At 51.6% G+C, this 25,555-nt stretch carries 18 protein-coding genes, 4 tRNA genes and 3 rRNA genes; 4 read left to right on the forward strand and 21 right to left on the reverse strand.

Annotated elements, in window-relative coordinates; genetic code table 11:
* Nucleotides 1–19 precede the first annotated feature (19 nt).
* A complete protein-coding gene (locus O1Q74_RS18945) occupies nt 20–358 on the reverse strand; it encodes a DUF413 domain-containing protein (RefSeq protein ID WP_102119500.1) in 339 nt (112 codons plus the stop codon).
* A 120-nt stretch (nt 359–478) separates the two neighbouring features.
* On the opposite strand from O1Q74_RS18945, the gene hdfR reads away from it, so the two are divergent.
* Nucleotides 479–1,306 (forward strand): HTH-type transcriptional regulator HdfR, encoded by an 828-nt coding sequence (gene hdfR / locus O1Q74_RS18950; RefSeq protein ID WP_271875045.1) that lies wholly within the window; start codon nt 479–481, stop codon nt 1,304–1,306.
* Between the two features lie 20 nt (nt 1,307–1,326).
* Here the strand turns inward: hdfR and yjfF are convergent, their stop codons facing one another.
* The 15 genes from yjfF to pepQ form a co-directional block, all read right to left on the reverse strand.
* Nucleotides 1,327–2,289, reverse strand: coding sequence for a galactofuranose ABC transporter, permease protein YjfF (gene yjfF / locus O1Q74_RS18955; RefSeq protein WP_271875046.1), 963 nt, complete (start codon nt 2,287–2,289; stop codon nt 1,327–1,329).
* Nucleotides 2,289–3,299 carry a galactofuranose ABC transporter, ATP-binding protein YtfT gene (gene ytfT, locus O1Q74_RS18960; RefSeq protein WP_271875047.1) on the reverse strand — a complete coding sequence of 337 codons (1,011 nt, stop codon included), beginning with the start codon at nt 3,297–3,299 and terminating at the stop codon, nt 2,289–2,291. Before ytfT ends, yjfF begins: the two co-directional genes overlap by 1 nt.
* Nucleotides 3,286–4,806: a galactofuranose ABC transporter, ATP-binding protein YtfR gene (gene ytfR, locus O1Q74_RS18965; RefSeq protein ID WP_271875048.1), complete on the reverse strand. Its 1,521-nt coding sequence runs from the start codon at nt 4,804–4,806 to the stop codon at nt 3,286–3,288. Before ytfR ends, ytfT begins: the two co-directional genes overlap by 14 nt.
* A gap of 191 nt (nt 4,807–4,997) precedes the next feature.
* A complete protein-coding gene (gene ytfQ / locus O1Q74_RS18970) occupies nt 4,998–5,954 on the reverse strand; it encodes a galactofuranose ABC transporter, galactofuranose-binding protein YtfQ (RefSeq protein ID WP_130637827.1) in 957 nt (318 codons plus the stop codon).
* Between the two features lie 441 nt (nt 5,955–6,395).
* Nucleotides 6,396–6,471, reverse strand: a tRNA-Trp gene (locus O1Q74_RS18975).
* 54 nt (nt 6,472–6,525) lie between these two features.
* Nucleotides 6,526–6,602 (reverse strand) — tRNA-Asp (locus O1Q74_RS18980).
* Between the two features lie 52 nt (nt 6,603–6,654).
* A 5S ribosomal RNA gene (gene rrf, locus O1Q74_RS18985) occupies nt 6,655–6,770 on the reverse strand.
* Between the two features lie 138 nt (nt 6,771–6,908).
* Nucleotides 6,909–9,815: ribosomal RNA gene (locus O1Q74_RS18990) — 23S ribosomal RNA — on the reverse strand.
* A 201-nt stretch (nt 9,816–10,016) separates the two neighbouring features.
* Nucleotides 10,017–10,092, reverse strand: a tRNA-Ala gene (locus tag O1Q74_RS18995).
* Nucleotides 10,093–10,134: 42 nt separating this feature from the next.
* A tRNA-Ile gene (locus tag O1Q74_RS19000) sits at nt 10,135–10,211 on the reverse strand.
* 73 nt (nt 10,212–10,284) lie between these two features.
* Nucleotides 10,285–11,826, reverse strand: a 16S ribosomal RNA gene (locus tag O1Q74_RS19005).
* The 16S, 23S and 5S rRNA genes sit together here with 4 tRNA genes alongside, the layout of an rRNA operon.
* 391 nt (nt 11,827–12,217) lie before the next feature.
* Entirely contained in the window at nt 12,218–12,757 is a 540-nt protein-coding gene (gene hemG, locus O1Q74_RS19010) for a menaquinone-dependent protoporphyrinogen IX dehydrogenase (protein ID WP_271875049.1), read from the reverse strand.
* 21 nt (nt 12,758–12,778) lie between these two features.
* Nucleotides 12,779–14,230, reverse strand: a complete 1,452-nt coding sequence (gene trkH, locus O1Q74_RS19015; RefSeq protein WP_010298674.1) for a Trk system potassium transporter TrkH — start codon at nt 14,228–14,230, stop codon at nt 12,779–12,781.
* Between the two features lie 43 nt (nt 14,231–14,273).
* The gene (locus tag O1Q74_RS19020; RefSeq protein WP_271875050.1) at nt 14,274–14,885 is read right to left on the reverse strand and encodes an IMPACT family protein; all 612 of its coding nucleotides are present in this window, start codon (nt 14,883–14,885) and stop codon (nt 14,274–14,276) included.
* Nucleotides 14,885–16,216, reverse strand: coding sequence for a Xaa-Pro dipeptidase (pepQ, locus tag O1Q74_RS19025; protein ID WP_271875051.1), 1,332 nt, complete (start codon nt 16,214–16,216; stop codon nt 14,885–14,887). The genes O1Q74_RS19020 and pepQ overlap by 1 nt, the downstream gene beginning before the upstream one ends.
* A 185-nt stretch (nt 16,217–16,401) precedes the next feature.
* On the opposite strand from pepQ, the gene fadB reads away from it, so the two are divergent.
* The gene (fadB, locus tag O1Q74_RS19030) at nt 16,402–18,591 is read left to right on the forward strand and encodes a fatty acid oxidation complex subunit alpha FadB (RefSeq protein WP_271875052.1); all 2,190 of its coding nucleotides are present in this window, start codon (nt 16,402–16,404) and stop codon (nt 18,589–18,591) included.
* An 11-nt stretch (nt 18,592–18,602) separates the two neighbouring features.
* Complete coding sequence (fadA, locus tag O1Q74_RS19035) at nt 18,603–19,766, forward strand: acetyl-CoA C-acyltransferase FadA (RefSeq protein WP_271875053.1); 1,164 nt, start codon at nt 18,603–18,605, stop codon at nt 19,764–19,766.
* 108 nt (nt 19,767–19,874) lie between these two features.
* Here the strand turns inward: fadA and fre are convergent, their stop codons facing one another.
* Complete coding sequence (gene fre / locus O1Q74_RS19040) at nt 19,875–20,576, reverse strand: NAD(P)H-flavin reductase (RefSeq protein WP_271875054.1); 702 nt, start codon at nt 20,574–20,576, stop codon at nt 19,875–19,877.
* A gap of 49 nt (nt 20,577–20,625) precedes the next feature.
* A complete protein-coding gene (ubiD, locus tag O1Q74_RS19045; RefSeq protein WP_271875055.1) occupies nt 20,626–22,122 on the reverse strand; it encodes a 4-hydroxy-3-polyprenylbenzoate decarboxylase in 1,497 nt (498 codons plus the stop codon).
* 200 nt (nt 22,123–22,322) lie between these two features.
* Here ubiD and rfaH point away from each other — a divergent pair, with 200 nt between their 5' ends.
* Nucleotides 22,323–22,811, forward strand: coding sequence for a transcription/translation regulatory transformer protein RfaH (rfaH, locus tag O1Q74_RS19050; protein WP_271875056.1), 489 nt, complete (start codon nt 22,323–22,325; stop codon nt 22,809–22,811).
* A 59-nt stretch (nt 22,812–22,870) separates the two neighbouring features.
* On the opposite strand, the gene hemB is transcribed toward rfaH, so the two are convergent.
* The 3 genes from hemB to tatC all read right to left on the reverse strand — a co-directional run bounded on the left by hemB (nt 22,871) and on the right by tatC (nt 25,552).
* Entirely contained in the window at nt 22,871–23,893 is a 1,023-nt protein-coding gene (hemB, locus tag O1Q74_RS19055; RefSeq protein ID WP_271875057.1) for a porphobilinogen synthase, read from the reverse strand.
* A 17-nt stretch (nt 23,894–23,910) separates the two neighbouring features.
* Nucleotides 23,911–24,693 carry a 3'-5' ssDNA/RNA exonuclease TatD gene (gene tatD / locus O1Q74_RS19060; RefSeq protein WP_271875058.1) on the reverse strand — a complete coding sequence of 261 codons (783 nt, stop codon included), beginning with the start codon at nt 24,691–24,693 and terminating at the stop codon, nt 23,911–23,913.
* Nucleotides 24,694–24,799: 106 nt separating this feature from the next.
* A complete protein-coding gene (gene tatC / locus O1Q74_RS19065; RefSeq protein ID WP_271875059.1) occupies nt 24,800–25,552 on the reverse strand; it encodes a Sec-independent protein translocase subunit TatC in 753 nt (250 codons plus the stop codon).
* Nucleotides 25,553–25,555: the final 3 nt, after the last annotated feature.

Raw genomic sequence — 25,555 nt, forward strand, 5'->3', positions numbered from 1 at the left:
GCTAACGCCCCATTCTTAATTAATCATCGCTTTCCGTGTATTCTTCCACCGCATCCATCTGCGGCTTACCACCGGACAACGTATGGAAGCGTTTAGGACGACGGATACGATCCAGATATTTGGACCAGATTTTTTCCAGTTCCGTTTCCGCTTTACGTTCACCGCGGCACATTGCGACAAACGATGTCTCTTCCTCAGTCACCGGCTCACGTTTACCCAAATCCAGCTCGTTAAAGGCGTAACCGTGGCGTTCCAACAGTTGTGCTTCTTTAATCGTAAAGTCGCCGTGTCGGGAAAAACCACGCGGATAGAACTTGTTATCAAAAAAACGATGAGTGGTAGAGAAGCTTTCTGCCATCTTACACGCTCCTAATTCTTCTATGGTCGTGTTGTTTATGGCGCGGAGTATTAGATAGGCTTGACATTGTGTAAAACAAAACATTTAAATCATTACGACAAAATTTTTTTGGAGATGGGCGTGGATACCGAATTACTAAAAACCTTTCTGGAAGTCAGCAGGACAAGACACTTTGGGCGTGCCGCCGAATCCCTGTATCTGACGCAGTCAGCGGTGAGTTTTCGGATTCGCCAGCTAGAGACACAGCTTGGTGCCAACCTGTTCACACGCCACCGCAACAATATACGCCTGACACCAGCAGGCGAGCGGCTTCTGCCCTATGCCGAAAGCCTTATCGGTACCTGGCAAATCGCGAAAAAAGAGGTCGCACGCTCGCAACAGCACAGCCTGCTTTCGGTGGGCGCCACCGCTTCGCTATGGGAAGCCTATCTGACGCCCTGGCTACAATCGCTGTACCAACAGCGCCCGTTGCTCCAGCTAGAGGCACGCATTGCCTTACGTCATTCGCTGGTAAAACAGCTCCATGAGCGTCAATTGGATCTGTTGATTACCACCGAACAACCCAAAATGGAGGAATTGGCGAGCCAACTGCTAGGAAACTTTTCCCTTTCACTGTTCGCGGCAGAAGCACATCCGCCCGGACAGGAACTACCCTATATAAAACTAGAATGGGGTGCCGACTTTCATCAGCAGGAACATCGCCTCTTAGCCAGCGATCAGCTTCCGGTTTTGACAACAACATCGGCCCATTTGACTCGCCAACTGCTCGAAACCACCGGCGGTTGCGCGTTCTTACCTAGCCATTGGCTACAAACCTATTCTAATCTGCGGATCGTCGGCGACAGTCAACCCGTCGTGCGCCCGTTTTATGCCGTTTGGTTACAAAACAGCGATCAGCAGACGATGATTCGTCAGTTACTGAAAACGCCGATTTTAATGAATGCCTGAGCCATCCTGCTCACATAGACTTAAGCACGTCTGGCTAACCAGAAGGTGCTTAACGCTTTCTGTAACCCGATGAAAGCAAACAGCAGGAAGCCAATGACGATTTTTGTCCACCACGAGCTTAAAGTGCCATCAAACGTGATATACGTTTGAATCAGGCCCTGAATCAGTACGCCAAATAGGGTTCCCAATACGGTTCCAACACCACCGGTCAATAGCGTACCGCCGATGACAACGGCCGCGATAGCGTCCAATTCCACGCCGCTTGCCGCCAGAGCATAGCCCGCCGAGGTATAGAGCGAAAACACAATGCCTGACAGCACCGCTAACGTACTGGAAAGCATGTAGATATGGATCGTCGTCCGCCTGACGGGCACCCCCATCAGCTCCGCAGAATAGCTGCTGCCGCCAATCGCATAAACACGGTTACCAAAACGGGTACGATGTGCCATCACAATCCCCAGCAGCACGACAATCAGCATAATCAGCGCCAGAAAGGTAAAACGTCCCCCATCAGGCATGCGCCATGCTAAACCCGCCAGTTGGCTATAGACCGGATGATCGATGGGTATCGACTCCTGTGAGACGATGAAACTCATCCCTCGAACAAAGAACATCCCCGCCAGCGTGATAATAAATGCGGGCAATTTAAGTGTATCGATAATCCATCCCATCAACCCGCCAAACATGGCTCCCATCACCAGCGCGATTGCGAATGCAAAGAAAGGATCGATGCCATATGTACCGATCAACTTGGCCAATAACACCCCGGTAAACGCAATGACTGACCCCACAGAGAGATCGATCCCACCAGAGAGAATGACAAACGTCATTCCAACCGCCACGATCCCCAGAAACGCATTATCCGTCAGTAAATCAAAGAAAACGCGCGTCGAAGCAAAGCCGGGAAACTGGCTCAGGCAGAATAAATAACCCGCAATAAATACCAAAATCGTCATCAACAGGGGGAAGTGGCGTTTCAACATTATGTTTTCCTCCTGAACAGGTGATGCAGCGAAATACGCGGAGATTGCATAACCAAAACCAGCAGAACAACGAGTGCCTTCAGAACCAGATTGAATTCCGGTCGATAGCCCGAAAGCAGGATGCCGGTATTCATGCTCTGAATAATCAATGCGCCAACAACAGAGAGCAGCAAATTAAAACGACCACCGAGTAGCGAACCACCACCGATCACGACGGCCAGAATCGCGTCTAATTCCAACCAGAGCCCCGCGTTATTCGCATCCGCACCACGGATATCCGCCGCTACAATAATGCCCGCTACGGCGGCACACACGCCGCATATGACATAAGCCGCGATTAATACCAGCTTCGTACTCACGCCAGCGTTGCGAGCAGACCGCAGATTAATACCGACAGATTCAATAAATAGCCCAAGTGCCGTTTTGCGCGTCAGAGCCCACAGCGCCATCAGCACTACGCAGGCAATAATCACTGGCATAGGCAGATAGAACAGGGTTCCGCTACCCAACTTAGCCAACCCGGCGTTATCAAAGGTAATAATCTGGCCTTCGGTAATCAGCTGAGCAATGCCCCGCCCGGCAACCATCAGCATTAACGTCGCCACAATCGGCTGAATCTGTAACACCGCAACCAAAAAACCATTCCATAGCCCACACAGGGTGCCAACCAATAGCGCAGTCAGCAGTACAGAAGGGAGTGGATGACCAGCCGCGGTCAGTGTTGCGGCCGTCGCGCCTGCAATCGCCATGACGGCGCCAACCGATAAATCGATTCCGCCGGTTGCAATCACTAACGTCATACCTAATGCCAGCAGCGCAACGGGCGCACCGCGGTTAAGGATGTCAATAAGGCTACCGAACAAGCGCCCATCCTGAATGTGGAGGGAGAAGAAATTTGGCGCGACCATGCTGTCAATCAACAGAATAGCGACCAGTGCCAGAAACTGCGGCACGCCCTTGGTAAACGTTAGGCGAACTTTTTTGGCAGGTTTGACGTTATTGTCTGTCATCAGCTGCTCCCGCTTGTACCGCGATTGCCTGCATCACTGCGGCAACCGAGATCTCATTATGTTCGAGATGCGCAACGTGCTGCCTGTCACGCAGCACAATGATGCGATCGGCATAGCCAGTCAGTTCTTCCAGTTCAGAAGAGATCACGAGTAACGCCATCCCCTGTTCACACAATTTTTCGATTAGGCGAATGATTTCAGCATGCGCGCCAACATCGATTCCTCGCGTTGGCTCATCCAGAATCAAGAAGCGCGGCTCTGTTGCCAACCAGCGCGATAGCAGGACTTTTTGCTGATTCCCCCCCGATAGATATTGAATTTCCTGCTCTGGACTGGGCGTACGAATCCCTAATAGGCTGATAAACTTTTCAGCAATACGGGTTTGCTCACGTAAGGAAATGGGTTTCAGCCAGCCCCGCTGCGCCTGAAGCGCCAGAATGATGTTCTCTCGTACCGTTGCCGCGCCGACAATGCCGTCAGTCTTGCGATCCTCAGGGCAATAGCCAAAACCCAGCTTTCCTGCTGCACGCGGCGTGCGAATGCTGACAGGTTTGCCATCAACTCTGGCTTCTCCGGCATCAGGCACGTTAATACCAAATATCAACTGCGCGGTTTCTGTACGGCCGGAACCCAGTAGACCAGCAAGGCCAACGATTTCTCCTGGACGCACGGAAAGCTCGAAGTCATTAATCGAACCACGTCGACCATAGTGTTTAAAGTGCACAATGGGTTCCCCTGCGACGTCACTGTGTTCACCCCGTTTCAATAACGTTTCATCAAAACTGTGCCCCAACATCATTTGGACTAATTCAATACGTGGCAATTCTGCGGCAGGTAATGTCCCCACTAATTTTCCATTACGCAAAACGGTAATTCTGTCGCTAATGCGATAAACCTGATCCAGAAAGTGCGTCACAAATATCATACCGACTCCGCGGTCGCGCAACTTCCGCAATATATCCAGCAGCATATCGACTTCTTTTGCATCAAGGCTTGCGGTCGGTTCATCAAGAATTAAAACTTTAGCGGAAAGATCGATAGCTCTGGCAATGGCTACAATTTGCTGTACTGCGATGGAGTAATTGCCAAGCGGATGGCTAACATCAATCGCCAACCCATAATTCAATAAGATCGCTTCGGCCTGGCGCAGAATTTTATGTTGATCCACGATGCCCCAACGTGTGGGTTCACGACCAATAAATAAATTTGCCGCAACGGACAGATTCGGTAATAGATTGACCTCCTGATATACCGTACCAATTCCCAATGACTGAGCATGGGCAGTATTAACAGGATTAATCGCGATACCATCGAGGATAATATCACCAGACGAGCGGTGATAAACGCCAGTCAACGCCTTAATTAAGGTTGATTTCCCTGCACCATTCTCTCCTAATAGCGCCACTATTTCGCCGCGATTAAGCGTGAAGTCCACCTGATCTAATGCCTTTACCCCTGGAAACTCAACGCTCATGCCCCGAATATCTAACAACCGTGTCGTTTCCATCAGCATCACCTATGCGATAACTAAACAAGGCTACGTCATACCTGAGCAATATCATGGATAAGTAGGCTAGCAATATTCACTGTTCCGTAGTTTAACGGTACAGAAAACATAGCAAACCCACTTTTCCATATTCATATTTCTGCCAGGTATTTGGCAAAATTTATATCAACGATGAATCCATAATATAAATATCAATAACCGAGATCTTTCTTGGTTTCATATTCCTGTTTTGCTGTATCAGGCAGTAATAAACGTGATTCGGTTTGAATGAATTTTTCAGGCTGCTTGCCATCCTTCTTCATCGCTAATAAAGCATCAAAAGCAGGCCCAGCCATATTAGGCGTTAATTCAACGGTAGCATTAGCTTCGCCATTCATCATGGCTTTGAAAATATCAGGGACACCATCAATGGAGACAACTTTTATCTGTGAACCAGGTTTCAAACCTGCTTCTTTAATTGCCTGAATAGCGCCTATAGCCATGTCATCATTGTGTGCATAAACCGCACAGATATTTTTTCCATTCTGCTCGGCTTTAATGAAGCTTTCCATGACCTCTTTACCCTTGCTACGAGTAAAGTCTCCTGACTGTGAGCGAATAATTTTTATCTGCGGATCTGAAGCTATGCCTTCAGCAAATCCTTTCTTGCGATTTATCGCGACGCTAGCCCCAACCGTTCCCTGTAGTTCAACAACATTACAAGGTTTGCCAGCAGCCTCTTTCACGAGCCATTCCCCTGCCACCTTTCCTTCATAGACGCTATCAGAAGCAATGGCAGCGGTGTACAACGATGGATCGCTAACCTCAATCGTTCTATCAAGCAGGAATACTGGAATTTTTGCTTCCTTAGCTTCCTGTAAGACTGGTGCCCATCCTGTCGCGACGACCGGCGCAATAAATATGGCATCGACACCCTGAGCGATGAATGACCGCACAGCCTTAATCTGGTTCTCCTGCTTCTGCTGAGCATCAGCTATTTTTAACGTTATCCCACGCTTCTCGGCTTCCTGCTTTGACACTTTGGTTTCTGCAGAGCGCCATCCTGATTCTGAACCAATTTGGGAAAATCCAACAGTTAAGGGTTTTGCCTGTACGGCACCACATAACGCCGTGCTTACAGCAACCGCTACCAGTAAACGTCTGTACATACTTAAACTCCTTCTGTGTAGTCTTACAGCTACTTAGTCAGATTTCAGGTACAGCATAGCGCTACGAATTTCTGCTATAGCGCTACCGATGTGATGTTGGCAGATATCACTAACAAGTGAATGCAACCTGAAGGATCGCTATGGAAAACGATTTATCCTTCACTCAGGTTGTAGATAGTTTTAGTTCAAATATCGAACAAGGTAGATGAGCAAGTTCACAACCTGGTATTACGGTGATTTTGTGCATATTTACAGCTAAATCGACACGAGCTATCAACAACACATCAGAGATGCTTTATCTATTAAATAACAACACGTTAGATTAAATAAATATCCAGAGGGGAGAAATTACGGAGAAGTTGGAAAGAGGGATACGAGACAGGATCGAGCATAAAGTACAGATCAAAAAAAACCCTTCACGATAATGTGAAGGGTTTTATTTGGCAGGGGCGGAGAGACTCGAACTCGCGACACCCGGTTTTGGAGACCGGTGCTCTACCAACTGAGCTACGCCCCTAAATTACGCTTAACATTATGCCTGCTAAAATTAGCAGGCATAATTTTTAATAAGTGGCGGAACGGACGGGGCTCGAACCCGCGACCCCCTGCGTGACAGGCAGGTATTCTAACCAACTGAACTACCGCTCCACCGAGTTTCTTTACAACCACCAGATTGCTCCGGTTTACTGCTTAATTTGATGCCTGGCAGTTCCCTACTCTCACATGGGGAAGCCCCACACTACCATCGGCGCTACGGCGTTTCACTTCTGAGTTCGGCATGGGGTCAGGTGGGACCACCGCGCTATCGCCGCCAGGCAAATTCTGTTTCATTCCAACCGTTGTACTTCACTCACTTTCGTGTGTTTGTGTACAACCATCAGAACCAATCTTCGAACAAGCTAAATATCAAAACTCGTTTCTATGAGTCATCTCACAAAACACCTTCGGTGTTGTAAGGTTAAGCCTCCCGGGTCATTAGTACTGGTTAGCTCAACGTATCGCTACGCTTACACACCCAGCCTATCTACGTCGTCGTCTTCAACGGCCCTTCAGGGGCATCAAGTGCCCAGGGAAGACTCATCTCGAGGCAAGTTTCCCGCTTAGATGCTTTCAGCGGTTATCTCTTCCGCACTTAGCTACCGGGCAATGCAATTGGCATCACAACCCGTACACCAGTGGTGCGTTCACTCCGGTCCTCTCGTACTAGGAGCAACCCCTCTCAATCTTCCAACGCCCACGGCAGATAGGGACCGAACTGTCTCACGACGTTCTAAACCCAGCTCGCGTACCACTTTAAATGGCGAACAGCCATACCCTTGGGACCTACTTCAGCCCCAGGATGTGATGAGCCGACATCGAGGTGCCAAACACCGCCGTCGATATGAACTCTTGGGCGGTATCAGCCTGTTATCCCCGGAGTACCTTTTATCCGTTGAGCGATGGCCCTTCCATTCAGAACCACCGGATCACTAAGACCTGCTTTCGCACCTGCTCGAGCTGTCACTCTCGCAGTCAAGCTAGCTTATGCCTTTGCACTAACCTCCTGATGTCCGACCAGGATTAGCTAACCTTCGTGCTCCTCCGTTACGCTTTGGGAGGAGACCGCCCCAGTCAAACTACCCACCAGACACTGTCCGCAACCCGGATTACGGGCCCACGTTAGAACATCAAACATTAAAGGGTGGTATTTCAAGGTCGGCTCCACGCAGACTGGCGTCCACGCTTCAAAGCCTCCCACCTATCCTACACATCAAGGCTCAAGGTTCAGTGTCAAGCTATAGTAAAGGTTCACGGGGTCTTTCCGTCTTGCCGCGGGTACACTGCATCTTCACAGCGAGTTCAATTTCACTGAGTCTCGGGTGGAGACAGCCTGGCCATCATTACGCCATTCGTGCAGGTCGGAACTTACCCGACAAGGAATTTCGCTACCTTAGGACCGTTATAGTTACGGCCGCCGTTTACCGGGGCTTCGATCAAGAGCTTCGCCTTGCGGCTGACCCCATCAATTAACCTTCCGGCACCGGGCAGGCGTCACACCGTATACGTCCACTTTCGTGTTTGCACAGTGCTGTGTTTTTATTAAACAGTTGCAGCCAGCTGGTATCTTCGACTGGTCTCAGCTCCATCCGCGAGGGACTTCACCTTACACCAGCGTGCCTTCTCCCGAAGTTACGGCACCATTTTGCCTAGTTCCTTCACCCGAGTTCTCTCAAGCGCCTGAGTATTCTCTACCTGACCACCTGTGTCGGTTTGGGGTACGATTCGGTGTTACCTGGAGCTTAGAGGCTTTTCCTGGAAGCGTAGCATCAGTTACTTCATCACCGTAGTGACTCGTCATCACGCCTCAGTGTTAATGATGACCCGGATTTACCAAAGTCACCCACCTTCACGCTTAAACCGGGACAACCGTCGCCCGGATAACCTAGCTTTCTCCGTCCCCCCTTCGCAGTAACACCCAGTACAGGAATATTAACCTGTTTCCCATCGACTACGCTTTTCAGCCTCGCCTTAGGGGTCGACTCACCCTGCCCCGATTAACGTTGGACAGGAACCCTTGGTCTTCCGGCGTGCGGGTTTTTCACCCGCATTATCGTTACTTATGTCAGCATTCGCACTTCTGATACCTCCAGCACCCCTCACAGGACACCTTCGCAGGCTTACAGAACGCTCCCCTACCCAACAACACCTGAGTGTCGCTGCCGCAGCTTCGGTGCATGGTTTAGCCCCGTTACATCTTCCGCGCAGGCCGACTCGACCAGTGAGCTATTACGCTTTCTTTAAATGATGGCTGCTTCTAAGCCAACATCCTGGCTGTCTGTGCCTTCCCACATCGTTTCCCACTTAACCATGACTTTGGGACCTTAGCTGGCGGTCTGGGTTGTTTCCCTCTTCACGACGAACGTTAGCACCCGCCGTGTGTCTCCCGTGATAACATTCTTCGGTATTCGTAGTTTGCATCGGGTTGGTAAGTCGGGATGACCCCCTAGCCGAAACAGTGCTCTACCCCCGAAGATGAATTCACGAGGCGCTACCTAAATAGCTTTCGGGGAGAACCAGCTATCTCCCGGTTTGATTGGCCTTTCACCCCCAGCCACAAGTCATCCGCTAATTTTTCAACATTAGTCGGTTCGGTCCTCCAGTTAGTGTTACCCAACCTTCAACCTGCCCATGGCTAGATCACCGGGTTTCGGGTCTATACCCTGCAACTTAACGCCCAGTTAAGACTCGGTTTCCCTGCGGCTCCCCTATTCGGTTAACCTTGCTACAGAATATAAGTCGCTGACCCATTATACAAAAGGTACGCAGTCACCTAACAAGTAGGCTCCCACTGCTTGTACGTACACGGTTTCAGGTTCTATTTCACTCCCCTCGCCGGGGTTCTTTTCGCCTTTCCCTCACGGTACTGGTTCACTATCGGTCAGTCAGGAGTATTTAGCCTTGGAGGATGGTCCCCCCATATTCAGACAGGATGTCACGTGTCCCGCCCTACTCATCGAACTCACAACTTGTGCATTTTTGTGTACGGGACTATCACCCTTTACTGTGCGACTTTCCAGACGCTTCCACTCACACACAAACTGATTCAGGTTCTGGGCTCCTCCCCGTTCGCTCGCCGCTACTGGGGGAATCTCGGTTGATTTCTTTTCCTCGGGGTACTGAGATGTTTCAGTTCCCCCGGTTCGCCTCATGACACTATGGATTCATGTCATGATAGTGTGTCGAAACACACTGGGTTTCCCCATTCGGGTATCGTCGGGTATAACGCTTCATATCAGCTTACCGACGCTTATCGCAGATTAGCACGCCCTTCATCGCCTCTGACTGCCTAGGCATCCACCGTGTACGCTTAGTCGCTTAACCTCACAACCCGAAGGTGTCTTGAAGACACATTCGCGCTGCGATTATTTGAGAGACTCATTGACAGACTGATTCATCACAACTCACCCGAAGGCAGTCATGCATGTTCAGCTGTCATGTTTCAATTTTCAGCTTGTTCCAGATTGTTAAAGAGCAAAATACTTCGCAGCATACTGTTTCCAATACGCTCTGAAGTCTTTTTAATGGTGGAGCTATGCGGGATCGAACCGCAGACCTCCTGCGTGCAAAGCAGGCGCTCTCCCAGCTGAGCTATAGCCCCATCGTTGCTTACAGATACCTTATATACCACTCACGGAAGAGTTGGTAGGCCTGAGTGGACTTGAACCACCGACCTCACCCTTATCAGGGGTGCGCTCTAACCACCTGAGCTACAAGCCTATTAAGGTATTTCTGCTCGTTATTTTCATCAGACAATCTGTGTGAGCACTTCACTCAACGCACATCTTCTTGGTAAGGAGGTGATCCAACCGCAGGTTCCCCTACGGTTACCTTGTTACGACTTCACCCCAGTCATGAATCACAAAGTGGTAAGCGCCCTCCCGAAGGTTAAGCTACCTACTTCTTTTGCAACCCACTCCCATGGTGTGACGGGCGGTGTGTACAAGGCCCGGGAACGTATTCACCGTAGCATTCTGATCTACGATTACTAGCGATTCCGACTTCATGGAGTCGAGTTGCAGACTCCAATCCGGACTACGACGTACTTTATGAGGTCCGCTTGCTCTCGCGAGGTCGCTTCTCTTTGTATACGCCATTGTAGCACGTGTGTAGCCCTACTCGTAAGGGCCATGATGACTTGACGTCATCCCCACCTTCCTCCAGTTTATCACTGGCAGTCTCCTTTGAGTTCCCGGCCTAACCGCTGGCAACAAAGGATAAGGGTTGCGCTCGTTGCGGGACTTAACCCAACATTTCACAACACGAGCTGACGACAGCCATGCAGCACCTGTCTCACAGTTCCCGAAGGCACTAAGGTATCTCTACCGAATTCTGTGGATGTCAAGAGTAGGTAAGGTTCTTCGCGTTGCATCGAATTAAACCACATGCTCCACCGCTTGTGCGGGCCCCCGTCAATTCATTTGAGTTTTAACCTTGCGGCCGTACTCCCCAGGCGGTCGATTTAACGCGTTAGCTCCGGAAGCCACGCCTCAAGGGCACAACCTCCAAATCGACATCGTTTACAGCGTGGACTACCAGGGTATCTAATCCTGTTTGCTCCCCACGCTTTCGCACCTGAGCGTCAGTCTTTGTCCAGGGGGCCGCCTTCGCCACCGGTATTCCTCCAGATCTCTACGCATTTCACCGCTACACCTGGAATTCTACCCCCCTCTACAAGACTCTAGCTTGCCAGTTTCAAATGCAGTTCCCAAGTTAAGCTCGGGGATTTCACATCTGACTTAACAAACCGCCTGCGTGCGCTTTACGCCCAGTCATTCCGATTAACGCTTGCACCCTCCGTATTACCGCGGCTGCTGGCACGGAGTTAGCCGGTGCTTCTTCTGCGGGTAACGTCAATCGATGAGGTTATTAACCTCACCGCCTTCCTCCCCGCTGAAAGTGCTTTACAACCCGAAGGCCTTCTTCACACACGCGGCATGGCTGCATCAGGCTTGCGCCCATTGTGCAATATTCCCCACTGCTGCCTCCCGTAGGAGTCTGGACCGTGTCTCAGTTCCAGTGTGGCTGGTCATCCTCTCAGACCAGCTAGGGATCGTCGCCTAGGTGAGCCATTACCTCACCTACCAGCTAATCCCATCTGGGCACATCTGATGGCGCGAGGCCCGAAGGTCCCCCGCTTTGGTCCGAAGACGTTATGCGGTATTAGCTACCGTTTCCAGTAGTTATCCCCCTCCATCAGGCAGTTTCCCAGACATTACTCACCCGTCCGCCGCTCGTCACCCAAGGAGCAAGCTCCTCTGTGCTACCGCCCGACTTGCATGTGTTAGGCCTGCCGCCAGCGTTCAATCTGAGCCATGATCAAACTCTTCAATTTAAGATTTGTTTGATTTGCTGAACTCGTCAGCGATGCTCAAAGAATTAAAACTGTTTATTCGTAATGAATTTACTGTTGTTCACTCTTCAAGACTTTTTATATCGTCAAGATACGGTCTTGTGAGTGCCCACACAGATTGTCTGATTAAATTGTTAAAGAGCAGTGCCACAATCTCTCGTGGCGCGGGTCGCATATACTATGCTAACCCGCTTTAAAGTCAAGTCATTGCTGACTGCTTTATGAAATCTTTTTCCTGTCATCACAACTGCGTTTGCGCTGTTGCCGTGTCAGTGGAGGCGCATTATAGGGACTTCTCGCCGCCTGACAAGCGCTAAATGCAAAAAAATTATCGAGTGGGGATTTTTTCAGCAAAGCGAATTAAAAGACGGCGTTATGCCGGATTTTTCGCCGCTAATTGGGCGAAATCCTGAGCGAAACGTGCAACCTGCTGCCAGTCCGTATATTCAACTTCTTTTGTACTATCCGTTTCACCGCCAGTTATTCGCATAATGAGTTGAATCATTACCCGATCGAACCAACGATAGCGCGGATAACGCAAAGCACCCGCAAACACACAGCACAAATCCGGCTGCCAGGGAGAAGTCAGCAGGAACTTGCGTGTGTAGGCATTGGTTTGTACCGTGCGTTTTTCTGGCTTACGTGCGGTGAGGTTCACGGAGAAGAAGGCACTAGGAAGCTGTTGCAGAGAAGCCAGGTGCTTACGGATAAATTGATTTACCGCAGGATGAAAGCGCCCGTATCGAATCGATGCCCCAATAGCAATCCGATCGTATTGGCTCAGATCGATATCATTCGCATTGAGTACGTTGACAACATCACACTCCAGGGTTCCTTTCAGCGTATTCGCAATATAGGAGGCAATCGCTCTGGTTTGCCCATCCCGACTCGAAAACACGATCAAAGCTTTCATTGTTCTTTATCCTTATGGGTACTATTCCCGCCAAAAGGTTGGCGTAAACAGAACTAAAAGCGTGAAGACTTCTAAACGACCAAACAACATTGTCAGTATCAGAATCCATTTCGCCGTATCATTCATCGACGTAAAATTCTCCGCGACGACGCCCAGACCCGGCCCCAGATTATTCAAGGTGGCAGCGACCGCAGCAAACGCGGAAAAATCATCAACGCCTGTCGCAATAACAGCCAGCATGCTGACAATAAAAACCAGCGCATACGCGGAAAAGAATCCCCACACAGCTTCAAGGATGCGTTCTGGCAGCGCCCGGTGACCCAGCTTAATGGTGTAAACCGCATTCGGATGCACTAAACGCTTAAGCTCACGCGATCCTTGTAAGAAAAGCAGCAGGATACGAATCACTTTCAGGCCACCGCCGGTTGAGCCCGCACACCCGCCAATAAACGCGGAGCACAGAAGCAAAACTGGCAGAAAAAGCGGCCACGATGCGATGCTATCCGTCGTAAACCCTGCCGTTGTCGCCATGGAGACAACCTGGAAGAATGCCTGATTGATCGTCTGCATCCCACTGTCATAAACATGGTGGAACCACAGGACAATCGTACACACGGCCACCAGCGACAATTGAACAAAAATGAACATGCGGAATTCTGGATCACGCCAGTATACCTTTAGGCTGCGACCGCTCAGCAGGGCAAAGTGCAAGCCGAAGTTACAGCCGGAAATCAGCAAGAATATGGCGATGATGGTGTTAATCGTTGGGCTATTAAAGTAACCGATGCTTGCATCGTGAGTAGAAAAGCCACCCACAGATACCGTAGAGAAACTGTGCCCAATCGCATCAAACACTGGCATTCCAGCCAGCCAGAGCGCGACGGCGCAGGCGATGGTAAGTAAGAGATAAATCAGCCACAGCGTTTTCGCCGTATCGGCAATACGCGGGCGCATTTTGTTTTCCTTCAACGGCCCCGGCATCTCGGCACGATAGAGCTGCATCCCACCGACACCAAGAATCGGCAGGATGGCAACGGCAAGTACGATGATCCCCATCCCGCCAAACCATTGCAGCATTTGGCGATAAAACAGGATGGCTTTAGGCAGCGAATCCAGCCCGACCAGCGTGGTAGCCCCCGTTGTCGTCAACCCAGAGAACGATTCGAAAAAAGCATCCGTTACGCCCAAATTAGGGTGTTCAGCAAATAAGAAAGGCAGTGCTCCAACGCTTCCCAACACCGTCCAAAAGAGGACAACGATCAGGAATCCTTCTCGAGATTTCAGCTCATGCTTCTGTTTTCGGTTTGGTAGCCACAGCATGATGCCAATAGCCAGCGCGACAATAAATGTCTGCGTAAACGCCCGGCCTGCGCCATCGCGGTAAATTAACGCTACCAGCCCGGGAATAACCATCGTTCCGGAAAAAAGGATAACCAACTGGCCGACAATACGGGTTATGGCGCGCAAGTGCATCGCAGGGAATTCCTTAATGATTCATAAAAAAGCGCTGGGATTATTATGGAATCGGCAATAAATGCAACGCGCCACGGCTTAAATCACGCAATTTCATTGCCGCTTCCTCAGTTCCCCTGACGGGGATAGAGAACCGCAATACGACTTCCACGCCATACTCGCTATGCAGCACTTTTCCGCCAAGCTGGAAGATCAGTGATTCCACCTGAGGCAACAGCGCATAGTCACAGTGTAAGCCATACTCTTTTTGCAAGACTTTCTCTTGCAGCGATACCCGTTTCAGCGCTTGCTGAACGCCGCCGCCATAAGCCTTCACCAACCCACCAGTACCCAGCGGGATTCCGCCATAGTAACGCACGACCACGGCAGTAATGTCACCGATACCGCTACCCATCAGTTGCGATAGCATCGGCTTACCTGCTGTACCAGACGGTTCACCATCGTCAGAAAAACCCAGTTGCTGGGAATCGTCGGGCGCGCCCGCAACAAACGCCCAGCAGTGATGCCCTGCCGAGGCGTGCTCTTCCCTTACCTGCTGGATAAAGGCTTTCGCCGCCTCGATTCCCGGCGTTGCTGCCAGGATCGTCGTAAAGCGGCTTTTCTTGATTTCCTCACTGAAGCTCACTGGCTCAACAAGGACTGGATACGCTTGCATCAGGCTAGGTTCAGGTCGCGCGTCATGTTTTCCACGCGCCCTTCATGAATGACAATATTATCTTCGATACGAATACCACCAAACGGTTTCAACGCATCGATTTTTTGCCAGTCAACGTGTTGACTCAATTCGCCCTCACGCCACGGCGCGATCAAGGATTCGATGAAATAAATGCCCGGTTCGATCGTCATGACCATGCCGGGTTCCAGCACACGAGTACAGCGCAGGTAAGGATGCTGAGACGGCGCGGCCAGATGCGTGCCGCGGTCGTCTTGCATAAACCCTGCAACATCATGTACTTGTAACCCCAGCGGGTGACCCAAACCGTGTGGTAGGAAAAGTGACGTGAGTCCCTGCTCCACCATCGCCTCCTCGCTGATGTCACGCACCAACTGATGTGATTTCAGCAGCTTCGCAATTCGCTGATGCATCTGAATATGGTAATCGGTATAGCGCACTCCCGCCTGAATGGTATCAATCAGCGCGAGCATTTCCTGATTGAGATCTTTAATCAGCAGGGCAAACGCGCCATCGCTCTGGGCAGAATAGGTTCGCGTCAGATCGGCGGCATAGCCGTTATATTCAGCCCCTGCATCAATCAGAAAGCTGCGGACATCGGAAGGTACCTGATGATCGAGCTGGGTATAGTGCAACACTGCGGCATGTTCATTGAGTGCGATGATATTACCGTAAGGAACATCAATATCCCGATGTCCAGTGGCTGTCAGATACGCCAGATTAATATCGAATTCGCTCATACCGGACAGAAACGCTTCATGCGCAGCCCGGTGACCGATCACCGCGGTCTTCTGTGCTTCACGCATGCAGGCCAGCTCGTAATCGGTTTTGTAAGCCCGGTGGTAGTGCAGATAATCCAGCACGCCCTGAGGATTAATATTGTCCGCGCGAATCCCCAACGCCTGCGCCCGTTGCGGTGCATAACCGATATAAGCAACGCGCTCGCGCTGCGATGGCAGATATTGCCCGATGTCATCAGCGTTTCGTAGCACGGCAATATCAATCTCTTCGGTCCAGAAACTCTCAGGAACCGGAGCCACGTTGTGCCAGTAATCCACTGGCGAGTAGAACCACAGTTTTGGCGGATTAACACCGTCAATCCACAGCCAGCAATTCGGCACCTGCGTGACGGGCACCCAGGCTTTAAACTGCGGGTTAACCTTGAAAGGATAATCGTGATCGTCCAGAAAAACGGTCAACAGCTCACCAGAGTGAATCAGTAATGCGTCAAGCTGATGGCGCGCTAAAACTGCCTGAGCACGCGCTTGCAGCGTAGCCAGATGGTGATGATATAAAGAAGCCAGCTTTTCCATGAGTATCCTTGTACGTCACGACATTATCCCTCCATTTTAACACAGGCATTCTCCAAGGGCAGCGTCCGGTGCTTTGTGATCGATTCGGCAAAAAATTAATCTCTCGTTTGCAAAAAATTAACATTAAAACCACAATCCAATCATCTGGTCATACCAGATCACTTACACAAACAGCGGAGATAAACATGCTTTATCAAGGTGAATCCCTCTACCTTAACTGGCTTGAGGACGGCATTGTCGAGCTGGTATTTTCTGCCCCTGGCTCCGTAAACAAGCTAGATACCCGCACGGTGGCCAGCCTGGGTAAAGCGCTGGATGTTCTGGCGGAGCAACCGAACCTGAAGGGCTTACTGCTGCGCTCAGACAAACCAGCATTTATTGTCGGTGCCGATATCACGGAATTCCTTTCTCTTTTTGCTGCGCCAGCAGAAAAGCTGCATGAATGGCTTGTCTTCGCCAACCGCATTTTCAGCCGCCTTGAGGATTTACCCGTTCCCACTCTGTCTGCGATTAATAGCTATGCGCTGGGCGGCGGCTGTGAATGCGTACTGGCAACCGATTTTCGTTTAGCAACGCCGGATGCACGAATCGGGCTACCAGAAACCAAGCTGGGGATCATGCCAGGCTTTGGCGGCACGGTCAGGCTACCGCGTCTGCTGGGCGCGGACAGCGCACTGGAGATTATCGCCGCAGGTAAAGACGTCAGCGCAGCCGATGCCTTAAAGGTGGGGTTGGTGCAGGCCGTGGTCGCCAACGAAAAACTGATTCCCGCGGCCATCAAGATGCTAAAGCAGGCAATTAACGGTGCACTGGACTGGCAAGCTTACCGACGTCCAAAACTTGAAGCACTGAAGCTCAATAAAATTGAAGCCATGATGAGCTTTACTACCGCTAAAGCGATGGTGCTGCAAACCGCCGGGAAACATTATCCGGCACCGATGCTAGCGGTAAAAACCATCGAAGCCGCCGCAACCATGACGCGCGATGACGCATTGCAGCTCGAAACTCAACACTTCGTGCAACTGGCACGCTCAGATGAAGCCCGCTCACTCGTCGGTATTTTCCTCAACGATCAGTATGTTAAAAGCAAAGCGAAGAAGCTGGTTGGCGAGACATCTGTACCGCAACAGGCCACCGTGCTGGGAGCAGGTATTATGGGCGGCGGGATTGCCTATCAATCGGCGTTCAAGGGCATACCGATTCGGATGAAAGATATCAACGAGAAACCGCTCGCACTGGGGATGAATGAAGCGGCAAAGCTGCTGAATAAGCAGATGGAAAGAGGCAAACTGGACGGAATGAAAATGGCAACGATTCTGGCCAGCATTCACCCAACGCTGGATTATGCCGGATTCGAGCGTACCGACATCGTCGTTGAAGCCGTGGTAGAGAACCCGAAAATCAAAGCCAGCGTATTGGCAGAAACCGAATCGTACGTGAACGAAAAGACGATTCTGGCTTCGAATACCTCAACCATCCCGATTGCTTCGCTGGCTGCATCGTTAAAACGGCCGCAAAATTTTTGCGGTATGCACTTCTTCAACCCGGTGCATCGCATGCCGCTGGTTGAAATTATTCGCGGTCCCAAAACCAGCGACAGCACCATTGCCAGCGTGGTCGCTTACGCAAGCAAAATGGGCAAAACGCCGATTGTCGTCAACGACTGCCCCGGATTCTTCGTCAATCGGGTTTTATTCCCCTACTTTGCGGCGTTCAGCCTACTGCTTAGGGACGGTGCCGATTTCCGCGAGATCGATAAAGTCATGGAGAAAAAATTCGGTTGGCCGATGGGTCCGGCCTATCTGCTGGATGTGGTCGGTATTGATACCGCACACCATGCTCAGGCGGTGATGGCCGAAGGATTTCCACAGCGCATGGCGAAAGATTATCGCGATGCGATTGACATGTTGTTTGAACATCAGCGTTTTGGGCAGAAAAATGGTCAGGGCTTCTACCGCTATCAAACCGATAGCAAAGGCAAGCTGCGTAAAGAGCAGGATGAAGCCGTAGAGGCACTCCTTAAGGACATCAGCCAAACGAGAAAAACATTCAGCGCGGAAGAGATTATCGCTCGCATGATGATTCCGATGATTAATGAAGTGGCACGCTGTCTGGAAGAAGGTATCGTCGCCAGCCCCGCCGAAGCGGACATGGCGCTGGTATACGGGCTAGGTTTCCCCCCTTTCCACGGTGGAGCCTGCCGCTATCTGGATACTTTGGGTAGCCAACGTTATGTCGAGATGGCGCAGCAACTGGCGCACCTCGGCGCAATTTATCAGGTGCCTGACGGGTTGCAGCAGAAAGCCAGAAACAATGAAGGCTATTACCCATCGGCCGCGCCACACGCGGACGTTTCTTACGGCCAACCGGCATGAGGGCAGGAAATATGGAAAAGGTAGTGATTGTTGATGCCGTACGCACGCCGATGGGACGCTCCAAAGGCGGTGCTTTCCGTCAGGTGAGAGCCGAAGACCTGTCCGCACACCTGATGCGCAGCCTATTAAGCCGTAACGCGGCGCTGGATGCTCATGAGATTGACGATATCTATTGGGGCTGTGTGCAACAAACGCTGGAGCAAGGCTTCAACGTCGCCCGCAATGCCGCTTTGCTGGCAGAAATCCCGGTGAGCGTCCCGGCGACCACGGTTAACCGACTGTGTGGATCTTCCATGCAGGCGCTTCACGATGCCGCCCGTGCCATTATGGTCGGCGATGCGAATGTCTGCTTAATTGGTGGCGTTGAGCATATGGGGCATGTGCCGATGAATCATGGCGTCGATTTTCATCCGGGACTGAGTCGCACCACAGCTAAGGCGGCGGGAATGATGGGATTGACGGCAGAAATGCTGGCACGTATGCACAATATCGGTCGTGAGATGCAGGATCAGTTCGCCGCTCGCTCACACCAACGCGCCCACAGAGCTACCCAGTCAGGGGCGTTTCGCCATGAAATCATCCCCACGGCAGGGCATGATGCCGACGGCGCGCTGCAACGCTTCGATTATGATGAAGTCATTCGCCCAGACACCACCGTCAATAGCCTTGCGGCGCTCAAACCGGCGTTCGATCCGGTTAACGGCACGGTGACAGCCGCATCATCCTCGGCGTTGTCCGATGGTGCGGCAGCCATGTTGATCATGAGCGAATCCCGCGCGGCATCGTTAGGCTTACCTGTGCGAGCCCGCATCCGGGCGATGGCTGTAGTTGGCTGCGATCCTTCGATCATGGGTTACGGTCCGGTTCCGGCCACCAAGCTGGCACTGAAGCGGGCAGGATTAAGCCTCACCGATATCGGTCTCTTTGAACTCAATGAGGCCTTCGCCGCTCAGACGCTACCCTGCATTAAAGATTTGGGATTGCTGGAACAGCTCGATGAAAAGGTCAATCTCAATGGTGGCGCGATTGCGCTGGGTCACCCGCTTGGTTGCTCGGGCGCGCGTATCTCTACCACATTGATTAATCTGATGGAAAGCCGCGATGTTCAGTTTGGCGTGGCGACAATGTGCATCGGGCTGGGACAGGGTATTGCAACGGTATTTGAGCGCGTCTGAATATAGATATGCTTTGCCAGAGCTACACCAGAAACCAAAAATCCCACAGACGTGGGATTTTTACTTTTTCATTCTGACCGCCATTAACTCTGACTGCCATCGGCCATTTTAAATAAACGAAAATGCATCGCTGAACATATGGGCCGTCAGCGCACCGCGCTCATTACAAAAACGCTCACGCGCAATTTTCGCCATTTCAAAGCGACCGGCAATGTAGATATCCTGTTCTGCCAGCGAACCGTAATCCTGCAATACCGCACTCAGAACGGTTCCCGTTCTGCCATTCCATCCAGCTTCCGGCTGTTCGACGACTGGCACCACCCGCAGGTTGGGGTGCCTGGCCGCAAAGCCTTCAAGCTCTGCGAGATCGTACAGGTGCTGGGATTCACGTCCGCCCCAGTAAACGGAGATATCGCGATCGGGCTGCTGTGCCAGCGCGGTCAGCAGGATAGAACGCACATATGAAAATCCGGTTCCGCCCGCAATCAGCACCAGCGGACGCGTACTCTCTTCCCGCAGCCAGGCTTCACCATGAGGAATATCGACCGTCAGGGATTTTTCCTTATGAATACGTTCCATCACTGCCATCGCGTAAAGATTGAGTTCGGACGCCCCAATGTGCAATTCGATAAAATTTTTATCCATCGGGGTCGATGCCAGTGAGAAAGGACGTTTGTCTCGATCGCCCATCACCACCATCAAATACTGGCCAGCCCGAAAGGAAAACGGCGCTTCAGGTAATAAACGAACGCGATAGACCGTATCGGTTATCGCTTCAACCGAAGTCACTTTACAGCTCAATGTTGTCATGCATTCCCTCTATAGGGTCATAAAAGCAAAACTGAGAACAGGGCAGCCGTTAACGCCGGGGCTCTCTGTCACTAAAAATGGCCAACTCGTCCCATATCTCATCAATGCGGGCACAAACCTGTGGGTCTTTCTTGATAGGGTGTCCCCACTCGCGCTGTGTCTCGCCCGGCCATTTATTGGTGGCATCCAGACCCATTTTGGAACCCAGGCCAGAAACCGGCGAGGCGAAATCAAGATAGTCGATCGGCGTATTTTCCACTAATACCGTATCGCGTGCCGGATCCATACGCGTCGTGATCGCCCATATCACGTCGTTCCAGTCTCGGGCGTTAACGTCATCATCGCAGACAATGACAAATTTCGTATACATGAACTGGCGTAAAAAAGACCAGACGCCCATCATGACGCGTTTAGCATGGCCCGCGTACTGTTTCTTCATGGTAACGACCGCCAGACGGTAAGAGCAACCCTCCGGTGGCAAATAAAAATCAACAATCTCAGGGAACTGCTTTTGCAGGATCGGCACGAAAACTTCGTTCAACGCCACGCCCAGCACCGCGGGCTCATCCGGTGGCCGCCCCGTGTAAGTCGAGTGATAAATGGCATTCTGACGCTGAGTGATATGCGTGACGGTAAAGACCGGAAAATGGTCAACCTCATTGTAATAGCCGGTGTGGTCGCCATAAGGCCCTTCAGCCGCCATTTCTCCAGGTTCAATATAGCCTTCCAGAACAATTTCCGCACTGGCAGGCACTTCAAGATCGTTTGACAGACACTTCACCACTTCGGTCTTATTCCCACGCAGCAAACCGGCAAAGGCATATTCCGATAGCGTATCAGGGACGGGCGTCACCGCACCGAGGATCGTCGCAGGGTCAGCCCCCAATGCGACAGATACCGGAAAACGCTGCCCCGGATTTTCCTGACACCACTCCTGAAAATCCAGCGCGCCGCCGCGGTGAGATAGCCAGCGCATGATCAGTTTGTTTTTACCCAGCACCTGCTGGCGATAGATCCCCAGATTCTGGCGTTCTTTATGCGGCCCGCGCGTCACGGTAAGCCCCCAGGTAATGAGCGGCGCGGCATCTTCTGGCCAGCACTGCATCACCGGAAGCCGGCGCAGATCAACGTCATCACCTTGCCAAACCTGTTCCTGACACGGCGCCGAAGACAGCCGTTTCGTCGGCATATTCAATACCTGACGGAACTTCGGCATTTTATCGACCAGATCGCGGAACCCTTTAGGCGGCTCCGGCTCTTTCAGAAACGCCAGCAGCTTACCCACCTCGCGCAGTGCGCTGACCTCTTCTTGCCCCATTCCCAATGCAACACGTTTCGGCGTGCCGAATAAATTGCACAGCACCGGTATGTCATAGCCTTTGGGGTTTTCAAACAGGAGAGCCGGGCCTTCCGCACGCAGCGTCCGGTCAGCAATTTCCGTCATTTCAAGGTAAGGATCAATGGGCTGGGTAATGCGTTTCAACTCCCCTCTCTCTTCCAGCAGCGAGAGGAACTCGCGTAAGTCACGGTATTTCATGCTATTCATCGGGGGCAGTCTATCGTTGTGGCTATTATAAAGTCTCTTCACCCACCTGTCGCTTCCCGCAGCGCCTATTTATGGTAAGAATCCAGTCACCATCAAGAATCCGATTACCATAATGTGGTAACAAAAATATCTGCCGAAAATTTTTTATCCGTGCTCGCTTTTGTTATGCTTGCTCGTCGGAATCATAAGTCTGCGAAATTATGGAAGCCTGGTACTTACTGTATTGTAAACGTGGTCAACTGCTGCGCGCGAAAGAGCACCTGGAACGTCAGGATGTGACCTGCGTGAGCCCGATGATCACGCTGGATAAAATCGTTCGTGGTAAACGAACGGAAGTGTGTGAGCCGCTGTTCCCAAACTACCTGTTTGTGGAATTCGATCCCGAACGCATCCACACCACCACCATCAGCGCAACGCGTGGGGTGAGCAACTTTGTGCGATTTGGCGCGCTGCCCGCGACCATTCCGCAGCAGGTTATCGATGAGTTATCCCTTCGCCCGATTCAGGGAATCCTTGACCCACTGACGCCGCAGCCCGGCGATAGCGTGGTCATTACCGACGGTATTTTCTCTGGTCTTCAGGCGATTTACACCGAACCTGACGGCGAAGCCCGTTCGATGCTGTTGCTGAATATGCTGAACAAGCAGGTCAGGCAGAGCATTGATAACCGCGAGTTTCGCAAAGCCTAACCCGTGTCTATGTTTTTTACCCTACCCGGCGCGTTTATACCGCGCCGGATGAAACAAACTTAGCGCTGCATGTGCTGATCGTGCAGCCACTGTGCGACACGCTTAGCAAAATAGGTCAGTACCCCATCCGCACCCGCGCGTTTAAAGCACAGCAGAGACTCCATCACCACCGGTTGCTCCTGCAACCAGCCGTTCTGAATCGCCGCCATGTGCATCGCATATTCGCCAGAGACCTGATAGGCAAACGTCGGTACGCCGAACGTCTCCTTGACGCGGCGCACGACATCCAGATAAGGCATACCCGGTTTCACCATCACCATATCCGCGCCTTCCTGCAAATCCTGCGCGATTTCCTGCAAGGCTTCATCGCTGTTGGCCGGATCCATCTGGTAGGTTTTCTTGTTGCCGCCTTTCAGGTTGCCAGCAGAGCCCACCGCGTCACGGAAAGGCCCGTAATAGCACGATGCATACTTAGCCGAATAGGCCATGATCTGAGTGTTGATCAGGTTTTGTGCTTCAAGGGTGTCACGAATAGCGCCGATGCGACCGTCCATCATGTCACTAGGCGCAATGATTTCTGCCCCAGCTTCGGCGTGCGACAGCGCCTGACGCACCAAAATCTCCTTGGTGACGTCATTAATCACATAACCATCAGCATCAATAATCCCGTCTTGCCCGTGCGTGGTATAGGGATCGAGTGCCACATCCGTCAGCAAACCCAGTTCTGGGACGGCGTCTTTCAGCGCGCGGATCGTCCGAGGAACCAGACCATCTGGGTTATAGGCTTCTTCGGCATAGAGTGATTTTTTATCCGCTTCAATAACGGGGAACAACGACAGTACCGGAACACCGAGCTTAGCGATCTCTTCTGCTTCTTTCAGAAGCACGTCGATAGTCATCCGGTATACCCCCGGCATTGAGGGAACTTCCTGACGCTGATTTGTCCCTTCCATCACGAAAACGGGATAAATCAAATCATTCACCGTCAGTTGATTTTCAGCAACAAGGCGACGACTGAAATCATGGCGACGAATACGGCGCATACGTCGGCCGGGGAATGTGCCGGGAAAAGCATTGCTCATGTCATTATTCTCCTGAATCAGGCCAGCCGGAAAACCCGGCGGGCATTTTCATCTGTTGTCTGTCCCAACCATGTGGCATCTTCTCCACGCCACATCGCAATCTGGCGAATAATATGGGGCAGATAACAGGGTTCGTTACGGCGGGATGCCGGTTTAGGGCGTAAATCCCGGGGTAACAGATAAGGTGCGTCGGTTTCCACCAACAATCGATCGGCAGGAATATGCGGCAGTAACGCACGAAGCTCAAGCCCACGACGCTCATCGCAAACCCAGCCAGTAATGCCAACCATCAGCCCCGCTTCCAGGCATTCATCCAATTCATGACGATTGCCGGTAAAGCAGTGAACCACGGCAGCAGGCAACTGATTCAGCCAGGGTGTTAGCAACGAGATAAAACGGGAATGCGCGTCACGGCAGTGAAGGAAAACCGGCATAGACAGCTCGGCCGCCATCGCCAGTTGCGCGCTAAATGCCCGCTCTTGTTCTTCTGGCGTCGAAAAATTGCGGTTGAAATCCAGCCCGCATTCACCAATCGCCACTACACAAGCCGCGTTGGCCAAGTGATGAATCTGTTCGGCGATGACGTCATTCCATTGGCTGGCATCATGTGGATGAACACCCGCCGTTGACCAGCAATAATCGGGATAGGCTTGCGCCAGTAACATTGCTTGCTGGCTTTCCTGAGCGTTGGTTCCGGTGATCAAGATACCACTGACACCCGCTTGCCTAGCCCGAATGACGACCTGCTCTCTGTTTTTTTCAAACTGAGAACTGGTTAGGTTAACGCCAATATCAAACATGACTCTCACCTGCTCGTGACCGTTCGCCGACTTCACTCTGGCGAATAAAAAAATAAGACCTCTCAAAGAGAGGTCATTTTACCGTCCTACCGCAGGAAACCGTGTGTTACTGCGATGGCTCTTCGGTTTCAGCCCGGCGGCCTTTGCCAACGTAAAACCGCGCGAAAAAGACGCCAACTTCAAACAGCAGATACATGGGGATTGCCAGCAGCGTCTGTGAGAAAACATCCGGCGGCGTTAGCAGCATACCGACAACAAACGCGCCGACCAGAATATAAGGGCGCTTTCTTTTCAGATCTTCCGGCGTCACCACACCGCTCCAACAGAGCAGCACAATGGCAACTGGCACTTCAAACGATACCCCGAACGCCATGAACAGTGCCATAACAAAATCGAGGTAGTTATTAATATCGGTCGCAATCAGCACGCCAACGGGCGCGGTTTTCGCGAAAAAGCCAAACGCCAGAGGGAACACCACAAAGTACGCGAACGCCATACCCGCATAAAACAGCAGACTGCTAGAGACCAACAGCGGCATCATTAAACGACGTTCGTGTTTATACAGGGCTGGTGCCACAAACGCCCACACCTGATACAGCACCAGCGGCGCGGCAACAAACACTGAGACAATCATCGTCAGCTTGATCGGCGTAAAGAAAGGTGAGGCGACATCGGTCGCGATCATACTGGCACCTGCCGGTAATTGCTCGATGAGAGGAGCAGAAACCAATTGGTAGATGTCGTTGGCAAAGTACACTAGCGCAATAAATACCGCCAGCACACAGATAATGCTGTTGAGTAGACGCTTGCGTAGCTCAATCAGGTGGCTAATTAGCGGTTGAGTATCTTCATCGGCCATAAA

Source organism: Pectobacterium sp. A5351, assembly GCF_028335745.1.
Lineage (GTDB): Bacteria > Pseudomonadota > Gammaproteobacteria > Enterobacterales > Enterobacteriaceae > Pectobacterium.

Bases quoted from the DNA above. Each gene is read 5' to 3' on its own strand.
- pepQ (WP_271875051.1), bottom strand. From the start codon at position 16,216: ATGGAAAAGCTGGCTTCTTTATATCATCACCATCTGGCTACGCTGCAA.
- O1Q74_RS18945 (WP_102119500.1), bottom strand. From the start codon at position 358: ATGGCAGAAAGCTTCTCTACCACTCATCGTTTTTTTGATAACAAGTTC.
- fadB (WP_271875052.1), top strand. From the start codon at position 16,402: ATGCTTTATCAAGGTGAATCCCTCTACCTTAACTGGCTTGAGGACGGC.
- trkH (WP_010298674.1), bottom strand. From the start codon at position 14,230: ATGCACTTGCGCGCCATAACCCGTATTGTCGGCCAGTTGGTTATCCTT.
- hemB (WP_271875057.1), bottom strand. From the start codon at position 23,893: ATGAGCAATGCTTTTCCCGGCACATTCCCCGGCCGACGTATGCGCCGT.
- fre (WP_271875054.1), bottom strand. From the start codon at position 20,576: ATGACAACATTGAGCTGTAAAGTGACTTCGGTTGAAGCGATAACCGAT.
- ytfR (WP_271875048.1), bottom strand. From the start codon at position 4,806: ATGGAAACGACACGGTTGTTAGATATTCGGGGCATGAGCGTTGAGTTT.
- ubiD (WP_271875055.1), bottom strand. From the start codon at position 22,122: ATGAATAGCATGAAATACCGTGACTTACGCGAGTTCCTCTCGCTGCTG.
- yjfF (WP_271875046.1), bottom strand. From the start codon at position 2,289: ATGTTGAAACGCCACTTCCCCCTGTTGATGACGATTTTGGTATTTATT.
- tatC (WP_271875059.1), bottom strand. From the start codon at position 25,552: ATGGCCGATGAAGATACTCAACCGCTAATTAGCCACCTGATTGAGCTA.
- rfaH (WP_271875056.1), top strand. From the start codon at position 22,323: ATGGAAGCCTGGTACTTACTGTATTGTAAACGTGGTCAACTGCTGCGC.
- O1Q74_RS19020 (WP_271875050.1), bottom strand. From the start codon at position 14,885: ATGCAAGCGTATCCAGTCCTTGTTGAGCCAGTGAGCTTCAGTGAGGAA.
- fadA (WP_271875053.1), top strand. From the start codon at position 18,603: ATGGAAAAGGTAGTGATTGTTGATGCCGTACGCACGCCGATGGGACGC.
- ytfQ (WP_130637827.1), bottom strand. From the start codon at position 5,954: ATGTACAGACGTTTACTGGTAGCGGTTGCTGTAAGCACGGCGTTATGT.
- ytfT (WP_271875047.1), bottom strand. From the start codon at position 3,299: ATGACAGACAATAACGTCAAACCTGCCAAAAAAGTTCGCCTAACGTTT.
- tatD (WP_271875058.1), bottom strand. From the start codon at position 24,693: ATGTTTGATATTGGCGTTAACCTAACCAGTTCTCAGTTTGAAAAAAAC.
- hemG (WP_271875049.1), bottom strand. From the start codon at position 12,757: ATGAAAGCTTTGATCGTGTTTTCGAGTCGGGATGGGCAAACCAGAGCG.